The organism is Variovorax sp. GW531-E2 (assembly GCF_059423125.1).
Genome location: NZ_JBWKXQ010000012.1, coordinates 46,946 through 65,281 on the forward strand (window position 1 = coordinate 46,946; position 18,336 = coordinate 65,281).

The window sequence follows — 18,336 nt, forward strand, 5'->3', positions numbered from 1 at the left end:
TGGCAGCCGCAGCGGGCCACCCGTTACTGCCGCAATCACCGAGACATTCGCCCCCATGGAGCTTCGCCAACTGCGGCAGGTCGTCGTCCTGTCGGAGACGCTCAACTTTCATCGCGCCGCAGAGCGGCTGCACATGGCGCAGCCGCCGCTGTCTACCTCGATCAAGAAGCTCGAGGAAGAACTCGGCGTGCTCCTGTTCGACCGGCTCTCCACCGGCCTGCGGCTCACGGCCGCCGGCGAAGCCGTGCTGCAGAACGCCAAGCGCGCGCTGTTCTTCGTCGACGAGGTCCGCCGCGCGGCCCGCGACGGCGTGGCGGGCGAAGAGGGCCTGCTGCGCATCGGCTTCGTCGGCTCGGCCACCTATTCGCTGATGCCTCAGATCGTGCGCAGCTTTCACCGCCAGTACCCGCGCGTGGACCTGGAGATCGAGGAGTCGACCACCACCGATCTGCTGCGGCGCATCGAAGACCACTCGCTCGACCTCGCACTGGTGCGCTATCCGGTACTGACGCCGACCGCAGCGGAACTCACGGTGCTGCAACTGGACCACCTGGTGCTGGCCGTGAGCGCCGATTCGGCCTTCGCGCAGCGCAGCGAGATCGCCATCGCTGAGCTGGAGGGCGAGCCCTTCATCGCGTACTCGCGCACGCTGGTGCCCACCATGCATGTGCTGACCATGCAGGTGTTCCAGGATGCCGGCGTGCAGCCGCGCATCACGCAGGAGGCGGTGCAGGTTCAAACGATCCTCGGCCTGGTGGAAAGCGGCCTGGGCATGGCGCTGGTGCCGGCGGTGGTGCAGCGCTACGCCAGCAACGGCGTGCGCCTGATCCCGCTGACCGACATGCCCTCCAAGTACACCGTGGGCATCGCGATGGCCACGCTGCCCGACGCCTTGACGCCGGCCGCACGCAATTTCATCGCGGTGGCGCATGCTGCTGTCCAGCCTTCTGCAACGCAGCCACCGGCTCAATCTTCGTAGCCGATGTTGGCGGTCTTCACGATGCGCCGGGTCTTCTCGATCTCGGCCCGCTGGAACTCGCCGAAGGCCTGCGGCGCGCCGTAGAACACCGCCCCGCCCTGCAAGGTGATGAAGGTCCTGGCCTCGTCGCTGTCCATCAGCTCCTTGATGGCCTGTGACGCCCGGGTGAGCACGGGCTCGGGCACGCCCGCGGGAAAGAACACGCCGGTCCAGGCATAGGACTCGTAGCCGGGCGTACCGCTCTCGCTCACGGTCGGCACCTGCGGCAGTTCCTTGATGCGTTCGTTGGCGGCGACGGCCAGCGCACGCACCTTGCCGCCGCGCAGCAGCGGCATCACCGCGCTGACCTCCGCCATCGTGTAGTCGATGTTGCCGCCGGCCAGGTCGGTCATGGCCGCCGAGGTGCCCTTGTAGGGCACGGCCGTGGCCTTGATCTGGTTGCGCTCGTGCAGCAGTTCGAGCGCGACGCGGTAGGTGGCGGTGCCGCTGCCGAAGTTGAGCTTGCCCGGCGCCTGGCGCGCGGCCGCCACCAGGTCCTGCAGGGTCTTGAAGGGCGAGCTGGCGGGCACGACCAGCACCATCGGGAAACGCGCGATGCGCGCCAGTGGCTGGAAGTCTTTCACCGCGTCGTAGGGCAACTGCCGGAACACGGCCACGTTGGTCACCATCGGCGAATTGCTGGCGACGAACATCGTGTAGCCGTCGGCCGGTGCGGTGGCCACGGCACGCGCGGCAATGAAGCTGTCGGCGCCGGGCCGGTTGTCCACGAGGAAAGGCTGACCGAGCTTTTCGCTCAGGTGCCGGGCCAGGAAGCGCGCGGTGGTGTCGGCGCCGCTGCCGGGCGGCAGCGACACGATGATCTTGACGGGCTTGTCCGGATACCCGGCCGCGGTCGCCAGCGCGGCGGCGCAACCCAATGAAAGCGCCAGCAGCCAGCGCGCGAGGAAAGGGGTCTTCATGTCTCTGGTTCCTTGTAGTTGTCGTCCGGCCCGCCGATCGCAGGTCCGATGCCTGTCTTCCTACTCGGCCTCGATGCCCGCGGCCTGCACCGCGCCGGCCCAGCGCTTGAGCTCCGCGCGCAGGTAGATGCCGAACTGCTCGGGCGTGGAAGACTGGAGCAGCACGCCTTGCGGCTCGAACTGGCCGCGCAGGCCCGGGTCGGCCACCACCTTGTTGACGGCTTCGTTGAGCGCCTTGACGATGGCCGGCGGCGTGCCCTTGGGCACCAGCAGGCCGTGCCAGGTGGGGGCATCGAAGCCCGGAATCAGCGACTCGCCCAACGCAGGCACGCCGGGCAGCACGCCGATCCGCGCCTTGCCGGCCACGGCCAGCGCGCGCACGCGGCCATCGCGGATGAAAGGCAGCGACGAGTTCACGGCGTCGAGCAGGAACTGGGTCTGTCCGCTCATGAGGTCGGCCATGGCGGGGGCGGTGCCCTTGTAGGGCACATGCATCGCATCGAGCTTCAGGGCCTGCAGGAACAGCGCGACGCCCAGGTGCGTGACGTTGCCCTGTCCGCCCGAGCCGTAGGCGAGCTTGCCGGGCCGCGCCTTCATGTACTGCACGAACTCCTCGATGTTGGCGACGGGCAAGCTCGGGCTTGCCATGAGCACGGTCGGGATCAGCGCGGGCAGCGCCACGGGCACGAGGTCGCGCAGCGCGTCGTAGGGCAGGTTCTTGTGCAGCGCCGGGCTGATGGCCAGACCCGACGAGTGGTACAGCACCGTGTAGCCGTCCGGTGCGGAGCGGGCCACGAACTCGGTCGCGATGTTGCCGCTGGCGCCGGTGCGGTTGTCGACGACCACCGGCTGCCCCAGCAGTTGCGAGAGCTTGAATCCGATGGCGCGTGCCACGACGTCGGTGGGCCCGCCCGCAGCGTAAGGCAGCACCAGCCGGATCGGCTTCTGCGGCCAGGCTTTGGGTTCATCGGCCGCGCGGGCCAGGGGCATTGCTGCGAGCGCACCCGCAGCGGCAAGGATGTGGCGCCGTTGAAAGGACATGGTCATTCCCCGCTGTCAGGCGCGCGCCGCGGCACGGGCCTTCGCCGCATCGAGAAAGGCATCGAGCGCGGACTCGTGCGCGGCGGTGTGGTGAGCCAGCGCCTGGAAGCCCGCCGACATCTCCAGCACCGTGTCGAGCCGCGCATGCTGTGCCTCGCGCAGCAGCCGCTTGGTCATGCGCAGGGCATGCGACGGATTGCTGGCGATGCGCTGCGCGAGCCGCAATGCCGTGGGCATCAGCGCATCGGGCTCGACCACATCGGAGACCAGCCCCCATTGCAGGGCCTGCGCGGCATCGATGGGATCGCCGGTGAAGGCCATCTCGCAGGCGCGCGACATGCCGACCGCCCGGGGCAGCAGCCACGCGCCGCCGTCACCCGGAATCAGCCCGAGCTTGACGAAGCTTTCGGCGAACACGGCCGTGCGGGACGCGATGCGGATGTCGCACATGCAGGCCAGGTCGCTGCCCGCGCCGTAGGCCGGCCCGTTGACGGCCGCGATGGTCGGCACCTCGAGGTTGCACAGCGCCAGCGGCAGGCGCTGGATGCCATCGCGATAGGCGTAACGGCTGTGCACCGGCTCGCCGAGCCCGCTGCCGATGGTGTCACGTAGCGTCTTCAGGTTGCCGCCCGACGAGAACGCCGTGCCCGCACCGGTCAGCACCACGGCGCGCACGGACAGGTCGCGGTTGACGGTGTCGCACAGCGCGATCAGCGACTCGACGGCATCTGCGTCGGACAGTGCATTGCGGGTCTGCGGACGGTTCATCGTCACCACGGCCACGCCGCCGTCGCGTTCGATCTTGAGGAAGTCTTCCATGTCAGTGCGCCTTCTTTTCGTCTGCCGGCTTCATGCGCATCATGCGCAGCGGCGTGTAGGTGAGAACGGTCTTGCCATCCTGGTTGAGAACCGAATTGCGGGTGCGCACGAGGCCGCGTCCCGGCTTGGCGGTGGGGCGTCGCTCGATCACTTCGCATTCGACATGGATCGTGTCGCCCACGAAGGTCGGCGCGGCGATGTCGAGCTCCGCATTCAGGAACGCGAGGCCCGTTCCCTGCATGGACGGCGTGATCAGCCCCTCGGCGAAGGCATAGACCAGCGCACCCGGCACCACCCGGCCCGCGATCGCCATGTGCGCCCGGTCGCTGGTGTCGGTGAACAGCTCCTCGTTCAGCCAGCTCAGGTTGATGAAGCTCACGAGGTCCGCCTCGGTCACGGTGCGGGAACGGGAACGAAAGCGCATGCCTGTTGGCAGCTCGTCGAAATGGAAGCCGGTGTTCAGCTGGATCAAGGGTGCGCTCCGTTCAGGTCCATGCGATGGCGGTTCAACTCGCTTCGGAAATCAGTTCGGCGGGCAACAAGGTGGCGCCCTGTGCAGCCAGCGCTTCGATCTGCGCCGCGCTGTAGCCGGCCTCGGCCAGCACCTCGGCGCTGTGCTCTCCAAGCCTGGGCGCCTGGCGCACCACCGTGGGGGGCGAGTCGGACCATCGCGTCGCGATCGCCATGGCGCGCAGGCGTCCTTCGCTGGGGTGTTCCACGGTTTCGAAGAACCCCACGGCCTTGAGATGCGGGTCGTCCATCAGCGACTCGAGGGTGTGCATCGGCATGACCGGGATGTCCGCGGCTTCGAGCCGTGCGGTCCAGTCGGCCGATGTGCGGGTCTTCATCACCTGGCCCACCAGCTGGTACAGCTCGCCGATGTTCTCGGTGCGCCGGCCGATGGTGCTGAAGCGCGGATCGGCCTCCATCTCCTGCGACTTGCCGATCAGGCCGAAGAAGGTCTTCCACTGCTTGTCGTTGTAGATCAGCACGCACAGATGACCGTCCAGCGTGGCATAGGGGCGGCGGTGCTCGTTGAGCAGCCGCGCATAGCCGGCAGGCCCGATCGGCGGCTCGAAGGTGCAGCCGCCCATGTGGTCGCCGAGAACGAACTGCGCCATGGTCTCGAACATGGGCACGTCGATCGATTGCCCCCTGCCCGTGCGCTCGCGGTGGAAGAGCCCCGCCGACACGGCGTTGGCCGCGCTCATGCCCACGATGCGGTCGACCATGGCACTGGGCACGTAGCGCGGCACGTCGGCGCCCGCGCGCACGCCCAAGGTGGGAATCGCGGCCGCGCCCTGGATCAGGTCGTCATAGGCCGGCTTGGCCGCATAGGGCCCGTCTTGCCCATAGCCGTACACACCGACATACAGGATGCGCGGATTGACGGCAGCAATGGCGGCGTAATCCAGCCCCAGGCGCGCCATGGCCTGCGGCCGGACGTTGTAGATGAGCACGTCGGCATCGGCGGCGAGCCGCAACAGCGCCTCGCGGCCGTCGGGCTGCTTGAGGTCCAGCACCACGCTGCGCTTGCTGCGATTGGCGTGCAGGAAGATGCCACCCATGCCGGGATTCCGGCCGGGCCCGATGCCGCGCACCGTGTCGCCGCCGGGCGACTCGATCTTGATGACGTCGGCGCCCAGGTCGCCGAGGATCTGGGTGGCATAGGGCCCCATCAGCACCGCGGTCATGTCGATGATGCGCACACCGTCGAGAGGTCCGCTCATGGGGCCCCCTGGCTTTTCGAAGCCGATAGTGCGGTGCGCGAAAGGAAGCGACCCGCCGCTTCTGTCCTTGTGTCCATTCGGTCTCCCGTGTCGTTGGAACGATGCTAGGGGAACCGGTGTTGGCCGTGAAATACCGTCTTCATGTCGGGCGATACGCATTGGGTATCGGGTGCTCGATCGGACAGATCGTGCGTCCCGCAACCACGCCCACCCGAACGCCGGCGAGATCGGCAGCAGCAAGTTGCTACCGGTCCGGCGCCGCCCGCAGGCGGGATTTCATTTCTCCAAGCGTGGCGCGCCGGCGCGCATCGAGGCGACGACCTTCTCCTGCCATCGCCGGGAAAGACCGCGTCGGGGCGAAGCGCCCTCCGCCCGCACGGTGTGACCGGACGCATGCGCGCAGTAGTCCAGGGCCTGGCGAAGTGCCGTGTCCACTCTGCGCAAGGAGATGCAATGCCGGTCTGCCACGTCCTGGCGGGTCATCTCCTCGATCTGCAGTGCCACGAGCACCGAGCGATGCCGGTGCGAAAGCCGCTGCATCGCCTGCTCGACGGCCTCCACGGCCGAACGCGCCTCGGCGATGGCATCGGGGCCGGGCGCGTGATCGGCCAGGAGATCGAGGGCCGTATCCCATTCGCCCACGTACTGCCAGGACCGATCGCTGCGCAGGCGATCCATGGCCAGGTTGCGCGCCGTTCGGTAGACATAGGCCCCGGGACTGCGCACGGGCTCCGATGCCGTCATCTCGCCCAGGCGCAGCCAGGCGTCGTGCAGGCACTCGCTGGCCTGGTCGGAACAACCGAGGTCGCGGGCCAAGCGGCGATGCAGGTACGCGTAGTTCGCCGTCAGGAACGCCCGCAGCACGACGCCGACGGGCTCGCCGTGCCCCGCGAATGGCCCTTGAAAACAAGGACCGGGATCGAACTCGGCCGCGGCCATCGTCTTACTTGCCGGCATGGCGCAACCTGCTCTTCTCGGCGTCGGTCAGCAACGACATCACCGATGCGTCGAACTGGTTGCCGTGCCCAAAGACCTGCACGGGATTGGCAGGGTCGTACCGAGGCGCAGCGCCCGCTTGCGCGCCGGGGCGTGACGGCGACGATGCACCCGCACCGCCCGACGGCAGGCTGTCGTTGCCGAAACCCAGCACCCGCACCGTGAACACCGAGGGCAGGTTCTGCCGTGCCGCGGCCCGCTCCTGGCGCATGGACTCCTGCGCCGCCATGGCCGCCGCCGACGCCGCCGCGCTGGCGGTGGTCAGTGCCCCGATGTTCACCGCGGCCACCACCGGCAGCCCGGTCGTTTCGCCCTTGACCTGGATGTTGTCGGCGTTGCGCACCTGCAGCGCGGCGATGTTGAGGTTGCTCGCGACCCGGATGCCGGCATCGCCCGCATCGATGGTGCCCCGGGGCGCGACCAGGTCCACGTCGCCTTCGCCCACGGTGCCGATGCCGGCGCCGCTCATGTCGCGCTTTTCCTCCACGGTGATGTTGCCGTCGGCGTCCGACGTGACTTCCGGCGCCTGCGGGATGCGCACGGTCTTGGCGCCGCGGCCGGCGTCGATGTCGCCCTGGCTGGACCACAACACCTGGTCGCTGCCCAGCGGCTCGGCCTGCGAGACGAAGGACAGGATGCGCGAGCGGTTCACGATGATGTCTCGGTCGGTGAACACATTGACCTGCCCCGGCGAGGCCAGCGTCACCAGGCCGTATCCGTCCGGCACCACGGCGCCCAGCCCCGCCACCTGCAGGCCGCCGCCGGGAGTGAAGACGTTGATGTCCCCCCCCTGGTGGGTGCGCGCCGCCATCCGGGTCGCGGCGATGCTGCCCACGCCGGACCAGCTGCTGCGCCAGTTGTCCGGCAGGTCCGCGGCGTAGCGAACGGGCTGGCCTTCGGCCGTCGCACCGCGGAACAGCGTGTCGATGGCCGCGGAGCCGCGGCGGTAGCCGCCGTTGATCGGACCGTTCTGCCCATCGCCCCCGTTCTGGTCGCGCCCTCCTTCGCGCAGTTCATAGACAAAGACCTGGCGCAGGAACTGCTCGCGCACCAGGGGCGGCAGTTGCCGGTATTGCTCCCACGCCTGCTGCGGGCTCAGCTTGCCGTCCGCAGTGCCGGTGAGGCTGGCGACCTTGTCGGCACCGAGCATGCCTTCCACGAAGGACACCAGGCCCCGGCGCGTGAGCTTGGCCAGGTCGCCGCGGTTTTCCACCCCGTCGCTCAGGTACAGCGGCGCCACGGTGCCGTCGGCCAGGGTGGTCTTCAGATAGTCCGGCATGGCGGCCACGTTGGCCGGGTTCAGGTAGGCCCGCTCGAAGGCGTCGTAGCTGGCGGCCTTGTTCATGCCGGCCATCAGGGTGATGCCGGCGCCCTCGGCGGGCAGGGCCTTGATGACGTTCGATTCTTCGCCGAGCGGCGTTGCCGACACGTAGTCCCAATAGCGATTGGCATTGGTGTACAGCGACAGGTTGTTGCCCTGGATGTCGCGCCCGGCCAGCAGCAGCAGGGATCCCGGCCCTTGCAGCGCGGTGCGGCTGCCCCTGTCGTAGTAGTAGGCCGCCGCGTCGCCGCTGTATCGCGCATATCGGTGCGACAGGAGCCTGTTGGCGACAGCCAGGATGTCGTTGCCCGCCGCCAGCATGGTGGTGTCGGTGGGGCGCAGGTTGCGCGCGCTGAGCTCGAAGTTGCGGATGTCGGTGCCGGCCTGCACGTGCACCGATTCCGACGCGATCAGATTCAGGTCGCTGATGGAACCGGTCGCCGCGTACAAGCGGCTGGGCGTGAAGTCATGCACCTGCATCGGCAGCACATCGGGGTTGTCGAACAGCTCCATGCCATTGAGGCTGTTGGTCAGGAACGTGTTCGTCACCGAGAAGCCGCCATAGACCGACTTCAGCGGCGCGCCGAACGCCGATGCCCCGCCCAGCGTGATCGTGAAACCCATCCACGGCCGGAATATCGACGGCCACTTGTCCAGCGTGGTCTGGGTCATGACGATGGCACCCGTGTTCTGCAGGCTGCTGCCGCGCAGGAAGCGCAGGTCTTTCGCGGCCAGCAAAGACAGGTCGCTGCTGTTCGCCGGCGCCATCGCCAGCAGGCCCGCGACGTCGATGTTGCCGCTCAGGGCCGACACGCTGACCTTGGCCGGGTACAGGCCCACCATGTCCGTCTGGAGCTTGGTGTCCGTCATGCCGCTCACCAGCCTGGTGGTGTTCTCCGTGTCGTTTCCTGCCACGAATTCCGACTGGTTGACCAGGCGCACGTTGCCGCCGATGGACACCAGGCTGACGGCGCTGCGCTCTGTCTGACTGCTCATGAACATCGCATGGCTGGACGCGCCGCTGGTGTCCCGGTCGACCTGGTCGACGTAGGCACGGCGTATCTGCATCGGGTCGATCACGGTCTGCAGGACCAGGTCGCCCAGCGTCTGCAGCTTGAGCGTGGCGTCCGACAGCGCCAGCACGGGCGCGATGTCGTAGGCATAGGCGGTGTTGGGCCAGCTGCTCGAGATGCCGGTCAGGGCATAGCCGGAGGCGCTTGCGCCGGCTTCGATCTCGCCGGCGCCGCGGCCCACGTAGTACTGGCCGGCCTTCAGGGTGCCGCCCGCCGCCACCTGCAGCTGCCCGCCGTTGCGGGTCACCGTGGAGGCCGCGGCATCGCCAGCGGAACGCCCGCCCGTCACGCGCATGGTGCTGGGCAAGGCCACCACCAGGTTCACCAGGTCGCCGCCCGCCGACAGCTTCACGTTGCCGCCGCCCAGCGCGCCCAGGCCCTGCTGGAAGCTGGCGTGGTTCACCCACCAGCTCGGTTGCTGGCCCCGGGCGGACATGACCGGCGCCCAGCTCTCGCCCATGTTGTACGCGTCGTAGTAGCCGGTGGGACTGCTGAGATCTCCGCCATAGCGGCCCTGGCGGAACAGCCATTCGGTCAGGATCTGGTCCGAACGCGCGCCCTGCGCGGTGGGCGCACGCACGCTGCCCTGGACCGCGACATCCACGTGGCCACCTGCGGTGCCGTACTGGGCATCGACGCTGGCGGTGTCGAAGCCGCCGCCCAAGGTGGGATCGGCCTCGGCCCGGCCCGCCGTGTACAGCGCGGACTCCTTGTGGGCGAGCACCAGGTCGCGCCCGGCGCGTACCGTCAGGTCGCCGCTGCCGGTGCGCACCAGCTTGCCGGCGCCCGACTCGGTGCCGGCCGTGCCCACGCGGATCGTGCCGGTGTCGGCTGCAAGCGCGCCCGATGGCCGCGTGGCCAGTGCATCGACCGACCCCAGGTCCGCACCCGCCACCAGGCGCAGGTTCCACGACGCGGCCTGCTGCAGCCGCGCCGCCCGGCCCGCGCCGTTGTCGCGGCCTGCCACGTCGAAGCCGTCGCTCAGATGGCCGTCGATGTTCAGGTTGCCGCCGGCGCGCAGCGTGAGCGTGCCTTCGCGGTGCGCCGCACCGAAGCTGTCGAACAGGTTCCAGTCGCGGCCCAGCGTCAGGTCGCCCGGGCTGGTGATCTCGATGCCCGCCGCCAAGGTGTAGGCGGCGGCGTTGCCACCCAGGCTCGCCAGGATGCCGGTGTGGCCTGCAAAGGCATTGGCCTCGGCGATCGCCTGCGGGGCCACGGATTCCACTGTGCCATCCGTGCTCGCATGGCGGCGCACGCCTTCGAGCACCGCGGAGCGCGCGCCCTGCACGGCGGCGTTCAGCGCCGTGACGTTCAGGCCGTCGTTGCCTGCAGTGCGCTGCGCCCGCAGCCGCAGCTTGCCGCCTTCGCCGCCGCTCAGGTCCAGCGTGCCGCCGGCCAGGTTCAGTTGGCCGTCGACCGCTTCCAGGTCGATGCGGCTGCTGCCCAGGCCATCGACGGCGTCGGTGGCATGGGCCGCCAGCACCGCGCCAGGCTGCATCGTCAGCCCTGCCCCGCCGACCAGGCGGATGCTGCCGCCGTAGGCCGCGTGGGCCTCGACGCGCGCCGTGCCGTCGACAGCAATCACGCCGCGGTCGGTGATGACTTCGAAGTCGGCCACGCGCGTGGTGCCCGTGATCGTGAGGTCGCCCTGGCGGACGCGGAACTGGCGCGAGCGGCTGAAGCCCGCATCGTTGAGCGTTCGCGCCAGCGCGCCGAAATCGTCCAGCCGATCGATGGCCAGCGCAAAGTTGCCACCGTTGCCGCCGGCACCCGCCTGCGCTTGCACAGTGCCACCGAAGTGGACCCGTCCACCGGCCGATGCATCCACCGTCAGGCGGCCGGCGTCGCCACCGTGCGGATGGGCCGACAGGTCCAGCAGGCTGCCCGGAGCCAGGTCGATCAGGCCGCCTCGCGTCGCCAGGCTGATCTGGCCCGCATCCACGTACTGGGCCGCGTCGAAGAAGACTTTTTCCAGGCCCCCCGCGTGCAGGCGGCCCGACTCTGCAACCGTGAGGTTGCCCGTGCCGGCATCGACCGCGATGCTGCCGCCCAGCGCGAGCACCGGCAGCGCCACGGTCACGCCCTGGCCCGACAGATTGAGGCGCGCGCCCAGGCTGGCGCGGCCCAGTGACGCCATCTCTTGCGCATCCAGCGGCACGTCTTGCTGCAACACCAGTTGCCCCTGCGTTCGCAGGGCCTGGTCGGCGCCGGACACCCCTTGCAGCACCGGCGTGCGCAGCGTCAGCGCCGCCGCACCGGCGTCCAGGCTCCCGGTGCCTTCGCCGGCGATGCGCCGGCTGGCCGACAGCAGCACCTGGTCGAAGCCGGACATCGTCTTGTCGCCCGCGCCCAGCACCAGCTCGCCGGCCGACAGTTCCAGGCGACCACTGCCTGTGCCCGCGCTGCCGAGCGACGCGCCCGTGTTCTGCAGCGTCAGGTGGGAGGCCTGCACCTGCACGGCATCGGCGCCATGGCCCCGCAAGGCTGCGGCGTCGAACACCACCTGCGCCAGGCCGCGCATGTCCAGCGAGCGATAGAAGTCCAGGCTGCCGTAGCTGTGCAGCGTCAATGACTGCGCGCGCGACAGCTGCGCCAGGGCGTCGGTGTCCAGCACCAGGCCGCCGCTGCCGCCGCCGATGCCGATGCGGCTCGCGGCCACCGACAAGGCCTTGCCCGACAACTGCGCGCCGGCGGCCATCTCGGTGTTGTTGGTAGCGTCGAGCAGCAGCGCCTCGCCGCCCTGTAGCAGCGCACCGGCGCCGATGCGCACCTGGCCGCCGACGGTGGTGTCCACGTTCTCGCGCAGCGCTCGCACGGCCTGGCCGCGGCTCACGCGCACCAGCGCACCCCAGTCTTTGGAGGGTGTGACGATGTGGTCGTCGCTGGTGTCGTTGGGCGTGTTGTTGTCGCTCCACACGGCCGCCACCTGCGGCTTGAGCACCAGGTTCGCCTCGTCGCCCGACGCGGCACCGTTCGCGCGCAGCACGCTGCCCGACTCGATCGACACGGCATTCGCCGCGGCCAGGATCACCTCCGGGCCGCTCAACGCGGTGCCTGCCGTGTTGCGCAGCACCACATCGCTGGCGGCCACGTCCACCTGCAGGCCGCGCACATTGCCCGTGCGCGTGCCGCCCACCAGCAGGCTGCCCGCGCCGAAGCGCGTCAGGCTGCCGGCATCCACGACCAGGTAGCCGTCGGCGCGCAGGTCGCTGCTGTCCTGCCCCGCGCCGACGATGGCGATCTTGGCGGCGGCAATGTCCACCAGGCTGCCGCGCCCGCCCGCATCGGGTTGTGCGCGCAGTTCGCCGTCCAGCGTCAGCGCGCGGTCGGCCTTGAACACCACGGCGCCGCCATCGCGCGCCAGGCGCGGGGTCACGACGTCCTGCCCCGTGAGGCGGTATTGCGTCAGCTTGAACGCATCCGATGAGAAGAAGGCGTTGCCTCGCGCTTCGTTGTATTCACTGACCTTGCGCACCAGGCTGGCGGGCAGCACGCGCCAGCCCGAGGCCGTGGCATCGCGCGCGCCGCTGATCGTGTTCTGTTCCCGCCCGGCCACGATCGTCGAGCCGTCACGCAGGCTGACCACCTCGCCACGGGACGCAGCCCACGCCGGCAAAGCCTGGCCCGTGCTCTGCACCGCGAAGGCGCCGGGCAGCAGCGCATAGCGCGCCGGCAGCAGCGTGTACCAGCCGGCCCCCAGGCCGCCGCCGGCCAGCCAGACCTTCTGGCCCGCCGCACCGCCCGCCACGGGCGACAGGCCCTGGTAGCCCGGCAACACGGCGTACATGCCGGGCAGCGTCAGCACATCGTGCGAGCCGCCCGAGCCGGGCACGTGCTCCCACGCATGCAGGTCGCCGCCGCCCGCGATGTCCACCACCGCGCCCGCGGCCATGGCCACATCCGGTGCTTGCAGGAGCACGCGCTTTTCCGGCAGGGACGACAGATAGCGGTTTTCGTCCAGGGAATTGGCATCGCCGGCATTGGCACGATTGCGGCCCTGCGGGTTGGCCGGGTCCAGCCAGTATTCGGCGTTGCGCAGGCTGCCGTAGAGCACGTCCAGGCCCGCACCGGACACCGAGGTCAGGCTGTTCGTGCCCAGCGTCAGGCGCTCGCCGGCATTCAGCGCGATCTGCCCGAAGGGCGCGCGCAGCACGCCGTCCTGCTCGATGACGGGCGCGTTCAGCGTCAGGCTGCCGCCGGCCGACAGAGGCGCCGCGGCGCTCCCGTTGCCGCGCACGGTGATGGAGTGGTCCGAGTTGATTCGCGCCGTGACGGCGGTGGCCGGGTAGACCTGCGCGGCCTTGATCTCCAGCGCGCCCCCCACGTCCAGCGTGGCCCGCAGCTGGGGGTCGTCGTAGTCGGTGCCGCCTTCGCTGTAGGCCCCCGCCACGAAGCGCAGGTCGCCGGTGTCCAGCACCGTGCGTTCGAAGCCGCGCAGCTTGACGTCGACGGGCGACGCGGACTCGCCCTTCGCACCCCTGCCTGCGATGTCGATGGCCTGGGTGGCCGACAGGATCAGTTCGCCCGCATTGCGGGCCGTGGCGCCGACCGCACCCACCGCACCTGTCAGTGGGTTCAGTTGCAGATGGTGGGCATGCAGGCGCACCACGCCGCCCAGCCCGTCGCTCTGGATGACCGGGGCGGTGATGCCCAGACGACCGGCAACGCTCAGGTCGACGCCACCGGCCAGTTGCACGCCCACTTGCGTGGAGCGCAGATCGACCGCCGAGAAGCCGGTGTCCTGCAGCGCCTTCGCCGACACGTGCAGGGTGCCGTCCGAGGTGGCGATGTTGCCGATGTGGATCTTGTGGCTCAGCGCCGTTCCGGTGCCGCTCCAGAAATACTTGTTGAGCAGTTCGACCACCCGCTTGTCGATGGTCGCGTCGTGCTCCCACGGCGCCCTGTCGGCGCCCGGCCCCGCGGCCAGCGCCGCGCCCGCGTCGAGGACGAGCCCCTTGCTGCTGGACACCGACGTCGGCAGCGTGGTGTTGATCGCGGTGCGCATGGCGCTGCTCATCTTGACGTCGCCGGCGTACTCGTCGCGCACGTCGAGGTTGCCGCTGGTGCCGATGATCCGCGCGTACTTTTCACCGTTGAACGTGTACGTGCCGGTGGGGCTCTTGTAGTAGAGGAAGGAACCGATGTCCGGCGCCACCAGGTCCCCGGACGCACGCCCGGCCGCGCTGGTGTCCGTGATGGACAGCGACCCGCCCGCCGCCTGGGCATTGCCGCCGTGGGCGCGCAGCCTGGCATTCATGGCGCCGCCGGCGGCGGCTTCCATCACGACCGCGCCGCCATTGCTGCCCAGTTCCTGTTCCACGCGCCGCAGGGCACCGAGCGCGCCCGTGCCGCGGTCCCAATACGCCACCGTGCCCCGCGCGCCCGACACGTCGATCAGCGCACCGGCCTGCGCGTCCAGCGTGCCGGCGCTCAGTGTGACCGTGCCGCCCGGCAGCACCTTGCCCTGGGGCAGGCGCATGGCCGGGTCGTGGAAGATCTGCGCCACGCCGGGCAGCAGCAACTCGGCCCCGTCGGCCAGCGTCAGGGTGTTCTTGGCGCGGATGTTCAGCGTCCCGGCCGGCGCCAGGAGGCGGCCCGCCACCCGCACGGAAGCCTGCCCGGACCCGTCCGCGTCCAGCGAGATCGTGCCGCCGGGTTCTGTCTGGATGCTGGCGTTCGCGTCGATGCGGATGCCGCCGCCGGTCGCGCCGGTCGCCAGCGACAGGCCACCGGGCGCGCGCGCGGCGCGGCGCTGTTCGCTCAGTTCGTCCAGTGTCTTGGGGGCCAGCACCTCGCCCAAGGCGCTGCCGCTGGGCAGCGTGCGCAGCGTCGACACCGCGGCGGGCATGTCCCAGCTCGTGGGCTGGATGTGCACCTGTGCGCCTTCCGCGACCACGACGTCCCCGCCGAGCGAACGGATGCCGATCGTGCCGAAGCCGCGCTCGGTGTACAGGGTCTGCGGCAGGTGCAACGGCTTTGCTGCGCCCGATGCCTTCCCGCCCGTGGCGTCGGCCGCGGGCGCGGCGCCGCCCACCTGCACGTCGCCGATCGCCGTGAGCGTGAGCCGGGACGCATCGCCCCCCGCCCAGCCGCGCAGGTCCAGCGTCTCGAGCGCCGTGTTGTCGAAGGCCGTCAGGCTGATGGCCCCGCCGTTGCCTGCCTTCACCTTGCCGGCCTTGCCGCCCGCCGTGGCACCGGACAGCCAGCCGCCGCCGGACACGTCCAGCGCCGCGCCGGCGGCCACCTCCACGTTGCCGTACACCGTGCCCAGGCCCTCCTTCATCGGGGTCCCCAGTGCAATCGAACCGCCGTGGATGGCGCGGCCCAGCGTGACGCCGCTGCCGGTGTCGTTGACCCACTGGCCCGCGACGCTCAGCAGGCTGTTCGCACCCAGGCGCAGCACGCTGTCCGCCTTGCCGCCGGCGCTCAGCGCAATGGAGCCACCCGGGGCGATGAGCTTGCCCTGGATGTCGAAGTTGCCGGGGATGCCCTGCCCGTCGTAGACCGCGGCCGTGAAGCGCGCCCCTGGCTGCAGAGTCACCACCGCGCTGTCTTCCAGCACGAAGCCGGTGTTGAGGTTCAACTCGATGGCGCCCAGGCCCGAATGGCTCAACCCCGCGGCGGACAGCCAGGTGGTGCGGCCCACGCCCGCGCCCGCGCCGGGGGCTTGCCCTTCCGGCTCGGTCAGGAAGGCGTCCTTGCCCAGCGGGCTGTCGATGCTGAAACCCGCCGGCAGCAACGCGGGCTTGTCGCTGATGACGACCTGGCCCAGGGTCCACATGCCCTCTTGTGCCCGGTTGGAACCCACCGTCAGACGGCCGGCCCGAGGCAGCTCGGCCACTTCCTGCACCCGGTCGCCGGGCTGCACCGAGCCCCTGAACTCACCCTCCAGGATGAAGGCGCTGCCGGCACGGATGTCGATCGAACCGGCATTGCGACCTTCCTCGTAGCCCGGCTCCCAGCGCCGCCCCGACAGCATCGGATTGACATAGGTCTGCGTGACGCCCCAGCGCGCATGCGCCTGCAGGTACTGGCCCGCGATGCCCGTGTAGGTCATGTCCGCCGGCGCGGACGACATGGTGTAGGTGCGCCCGTCCGCGCCGCGCAGCAGGGTTTCCGTGTTCCAGCCATCGCTGTAGCGCACCGAGCCGCCCGACACATCCAGGATGGAGCCGGGCCGCGTGATCACCGAGCCGTTGGACTGGATGGTGATGTCGCCGCCTCGCGCAGCCAGCTCCGACAAGCCGACCAGGCCGTTGCCCACCCAGCCCGTCACGTCCGCCAGCGGGGTGCCGACCCAGACGCCCTTGAGCGCCTTGCCGGACTCGTCGGTGACCCATTCGACGCCCGCCATGAGCCCCTTGAAGGTGCCCGACCGGCGTCGATCCACGATGACCTTGCGGCCGTACAGCCAAGTGTTCGCCTGCAGGTGGGAGTCGCGCAGTTCGTTGATGCGCAGTTCGGCCTCGACGAAGTTGCTGGCCATGTCCACCGGCATCTGCATCAGACCCGCGGTGCTGACGGTGGCGTGTTCACCGATGAGGATGCGGCTGCCGTCGCCCACCTGGGTGTTGCGCTGCAGGGCCGCCGGGTTGGCCTGGGCCTGGATGTCGATGTGGCCCGCGGCGGCGGTGACCTGGGCACGGGTCTGCACGTCGATCGTCTTGCCGTAGAGCTCGATGCGCCCGGGCTGGTAGCGGTTGGCCAGCGAGCCGCTTTCGATCCGCGTGGTGTCCTGCCAGTCGTTGACGACCTGGGTGATGCTGTCCGGCCCCAGGGTCAGCGTGCCGCCCGACCAGGCCGTCAGGCGCGGGACGTCGGCCGCCAGGTTGATGTCGATGTTGTGCACGCCTTGGCCCCAGGCGCGCAGGCGGATGGAGCCCGTGCGGTTGTTCAGCGCGGTGCTGGCTTGCAGGATGCCGCCCTGGTGGATGTCGCGCGACACCATGGTGATGTCGCCGTGATCGGCCTGGACGATGCCGGTGTTGTGCACGCTGTAGCCGACCTGGGCCGCGCGCTGCTCCATCAGCGGCAGGATGTCGGACACGATGCGCCCGATGAGGTAGGGCTGGAAGGCGGGCGCCGTCTGCGGATTGATCAGGAACTTGGCCGGAAAGAGCCAGGGCCGCACCGACGAGGTGACGGCGTCGAAGCCGCGCACGGTGGGGCTGATTTCCTTGGCCTCCAGCCACACGTTTTCGCCGGCGCCCAGCAGCGTCTGGCCGCTCGGCGTGCGGATGCTGCCCGCGTTGCTGACCTTGGGCGCGAACATCAGCACGTGGCCGCCCTGCCCCGTGATCTGCGCACCGGCCGCCACCTTCACGTCGCCCGGCGGCTTGCCCGGATCGAAGGCCGGGCCCATGTCGGCGAACTGCACGTTCGAATCGGCCGGCATCTGCTTGGAGTTCTCGCCGAAGGTGGGAATCCCGACGCCCACTTCGAGGCCGCTCCAGTAACCGGGGTCACCCGATTTCGCGCCCAGGCGCGTGTTGAGGCCGGCCTTGAACTGTTCGTCGCTGAGCTTCAGGCTGGAGGCGACCAGGTTGCGCACGTTGACCTGGCTGCTGCCGGTGAACAGGATGCCGTTGCGATTGATGAGGTAGACGCTGCCCTCGGCCTCGATGCGGCCGGCGATCTGGCTGGGGCGCCCGCTGGGATCGTTGATGCGGTTGAGCGCGATCCATTCGTTGGCGCCGGTCTTGACGTGGGTGCCGGCACGCTGGTCGAACTTCACCGTCGTGTTCTTGCCGACGTTGAAGGTCTCCCAGTTCAGGATGGCCTTGTCGGCGGTCTGCTCGATGGTGACCGTGGTCCTGCCGTTGGCTGCGGCCTGCACGGGGTCCCTGGCATTGAGCCAGCCGGCTGTCAGCGAATTCGTGTCGACCTTCAGGCCGCCTTCGGCCAGGCCGTCCGGCGCGGATTCGCCGCTGGCCAGCGCCTCGGCCCGCTTCTGTGTCTGCTGTGCCTGCTGCGCGGCGATCGCGCGCGCGGCCAGGTTCAGGTTGGTGATGGACGTCTGCAGCTGCTGGCTCGCCGCCGACGACGGCTGCGCCGGGTGGACCAGGCTGGACGCCGGCGCGCCGTTCGGCAGCTTGCCCGTGGCGATCGCGCCCGCCTGCGCCGCGCCCTTGTCGGCGAACCACGCCGGACTGAACGCCCGCTGGGCGTGCGCGCTGCCGAGGACCCCACCGGCAGCCAGCGCCACCGCGATGGCCCGCGCGAGGGGCGCCATCCTGAAAACCTGCTGCGCCGCGCGCGCCGGTCGCTTCTTTTCGTTGCACCCACTGATGGTCATGTCTCGTTCCCGCCGAAGTAAAGCCTGTGCCGAAGGGGCTGCGCGCATCGCGCAAGCACACCCCATTCAAGAAGCCCCTGCGATGGCGATCGAAAGCCAACGCGACAGGAGCCGTCAGTTTCT

General features: G+C 69.9%; 8 protein-coding genes. 1 reads left to right on the forward strand and 7 read right to left on the reverse strand.

Annotation, left to right across the window (positions count from 1 at the left end; all coding sequences use genetic code 11):
* Nucleotides 1-55 precede the first annotated feature (55 nt).
* A complete protein-coding gene (locus tag AC07XP_RS10215) occupies nt 56-979 on the forward strand; it encodes a LysR family transcriptional regulator (protein ID WP_062474040.1) in 924 nt (307 codons plus the stop codon).
* Here the strand turns inward: AC07XP_RS10215 and AC07XP_RS10220 are convergent.
* The 7 genes from AC07XP_RS10220 to AC07XP_RS10250 form a co-directional block, all read right to left on the reverse strand.
* Nucleotides 967-1,938, reverse strand: a complete 972-nt coding sequence (locus AC07XP_RS10220; protein WP_495264580.1) for a Bug family tripartite tricarboxylate transporter substrate binding protein — start codon at nt 1,936-1,938, stop codon at nt 967-969. The genes AC07XP_RS10215 and AC07XP_RS10220 overlap by 13 nt on opposite strands.
* 60 nt (nt 1,939-1,998) lie before the next feature.
* Nucleotides 1,999-2,979 (reverse strand): tripartite tricarboxylate transporter substrate binding protein, encoded by a 981-nt coding sequence (locus tag AC07XP_RS10225; RefSeq protein ID WP_495264581.1) that lies wholly within the window; start codon nt 2,977-2,979, stop codon nt 1,999-2,001.
* A 15-nt stretch (nt 2,980-2,994) separates the two neighbouring features.
* Entirely contained in the window at nt 2,995-3,798 is an 804-nt protein-coding gene (locus AC07XP_RS10230) for a crotonase/enoyl-CoA hydratase family protein (RefSeq protein WP_492727713.1), read from the reverse strand.
* 1 nt (nt 3,799) lies between these two features.
* Nucleotides 3,800-4,222, reverse strand: a complete 423-nt coding sequence (locus tag AC07XP_RS10235) for a hotdog family protein (RefSeq protein WP_354345135.1) — start codon at nt 4,220-4,222, stop codon at nt 3,800-3,802.
* Between the two features lie 82 nt (nt 4,223-4,304).
* Nucleotides 4,305-5,528 carry a CaiB/BaiF CoA transferase family protein gene (locus AC07XP_RS10240; RefSeq protein WP_495264582.1) on the reverse strand — a complete coding sequence of 408 codons (1,224 nt, stop codon included), beginning with the start codon at nt 5,526-5,528 and terminating at the stop codon, nt 4,305-4,307.
* 276 nt (nt 5,529-5,804) lie between these two features.
* Nucleotides 5,805-6,485 (reverse strand): RNA polymerase sigma factor, encoded by a 681-nt coding sequence (locus AC07XP_RS10245; protein ID WP_495264583.1) that lies wholly within the window; start codon nt 6,483-6,485, stop codon nt 5,805-5,807.
* Nucleotides 6,472-18,150, reverse strand: a complete 11,679-nt coding sequence (locus tag AC07XP_RS10250; RefSeq protein WP_495264584.1) for a filamentous hemagglutinin family protein — start codon at nt 18,148-18,150, stop codon at nt 6,472-6,474. Before AC07XP_RS10250 ends, AC07XP_RS10245 begins: the two co-directional genes overlap by 14 nt.
* Nucleotides 18,151-18,336 lie beyond the last annotated feature (186 nt).

Excerpts from the sequence above, each read along its gene's own strand:
- AC07XP_RS10225 (WP_495264581.1), bottom strand. The coding sequence starts at position 2,979 with ATGTCCTTTCAACGGCGCCACATCCTTGCCGCTGCGGGTGCGCTCGCA.
- AC07XP_RS10245 (WP_495264583.1), bottom strand. The coding sequence starts at position 6,485 with ATGCCGGCAAGTAAGACGATGGCCGCGGCCGAGTTCGATCCCGGTCCT.
- AC07XP_RS10240 (WP_495264582.1), bottom strand. The coding sequence starts at position 5,528 with ATGAGCGGACCTCTCGACGGTGTGCGCATCATCGACATGACCGCGGTG.
- AC07XP_RS10230 (WP_492727713.1), bottom strand. The coding sequence starts at position 3,798 with ATGGAAGACTTCCTCAAGATCGAACGCGACGGCGGCGTGGCCGTGGTG.
- AC07XP_RS10215 (WP_062474040.1), top strand. The coding sequence starts at position 56 with ATGGAGCTTCGCCAACTGCGGCAGGTCGTCGTCCTGTCGGAGACGCTC.
- AC07XP_RS10250 (WP_495264584.1), bottom strand. The coding sequence starts at position 18,150 with ATGGCGCCCCTCGCGCGGGCCATCGCGGTGGCGCTGGCTGCCGGTGGG.
- AC07XP_RS10220 (WP_495264580.1), bottom strand. The coding sequence starts at position 1,938 with ATGAAGACCCCTTTCCTCGCGCGCTGGCTGCTGGCGCTTTCATTGGGT.
- AC07XP_RS10235 (WP_354345135.1), bottom strand. The coding sequence starts at position 4,222 with ATGCGCTTTCGTTCCCGTTCCCGCACCGTGACCGAGGCGGACCTCGTG.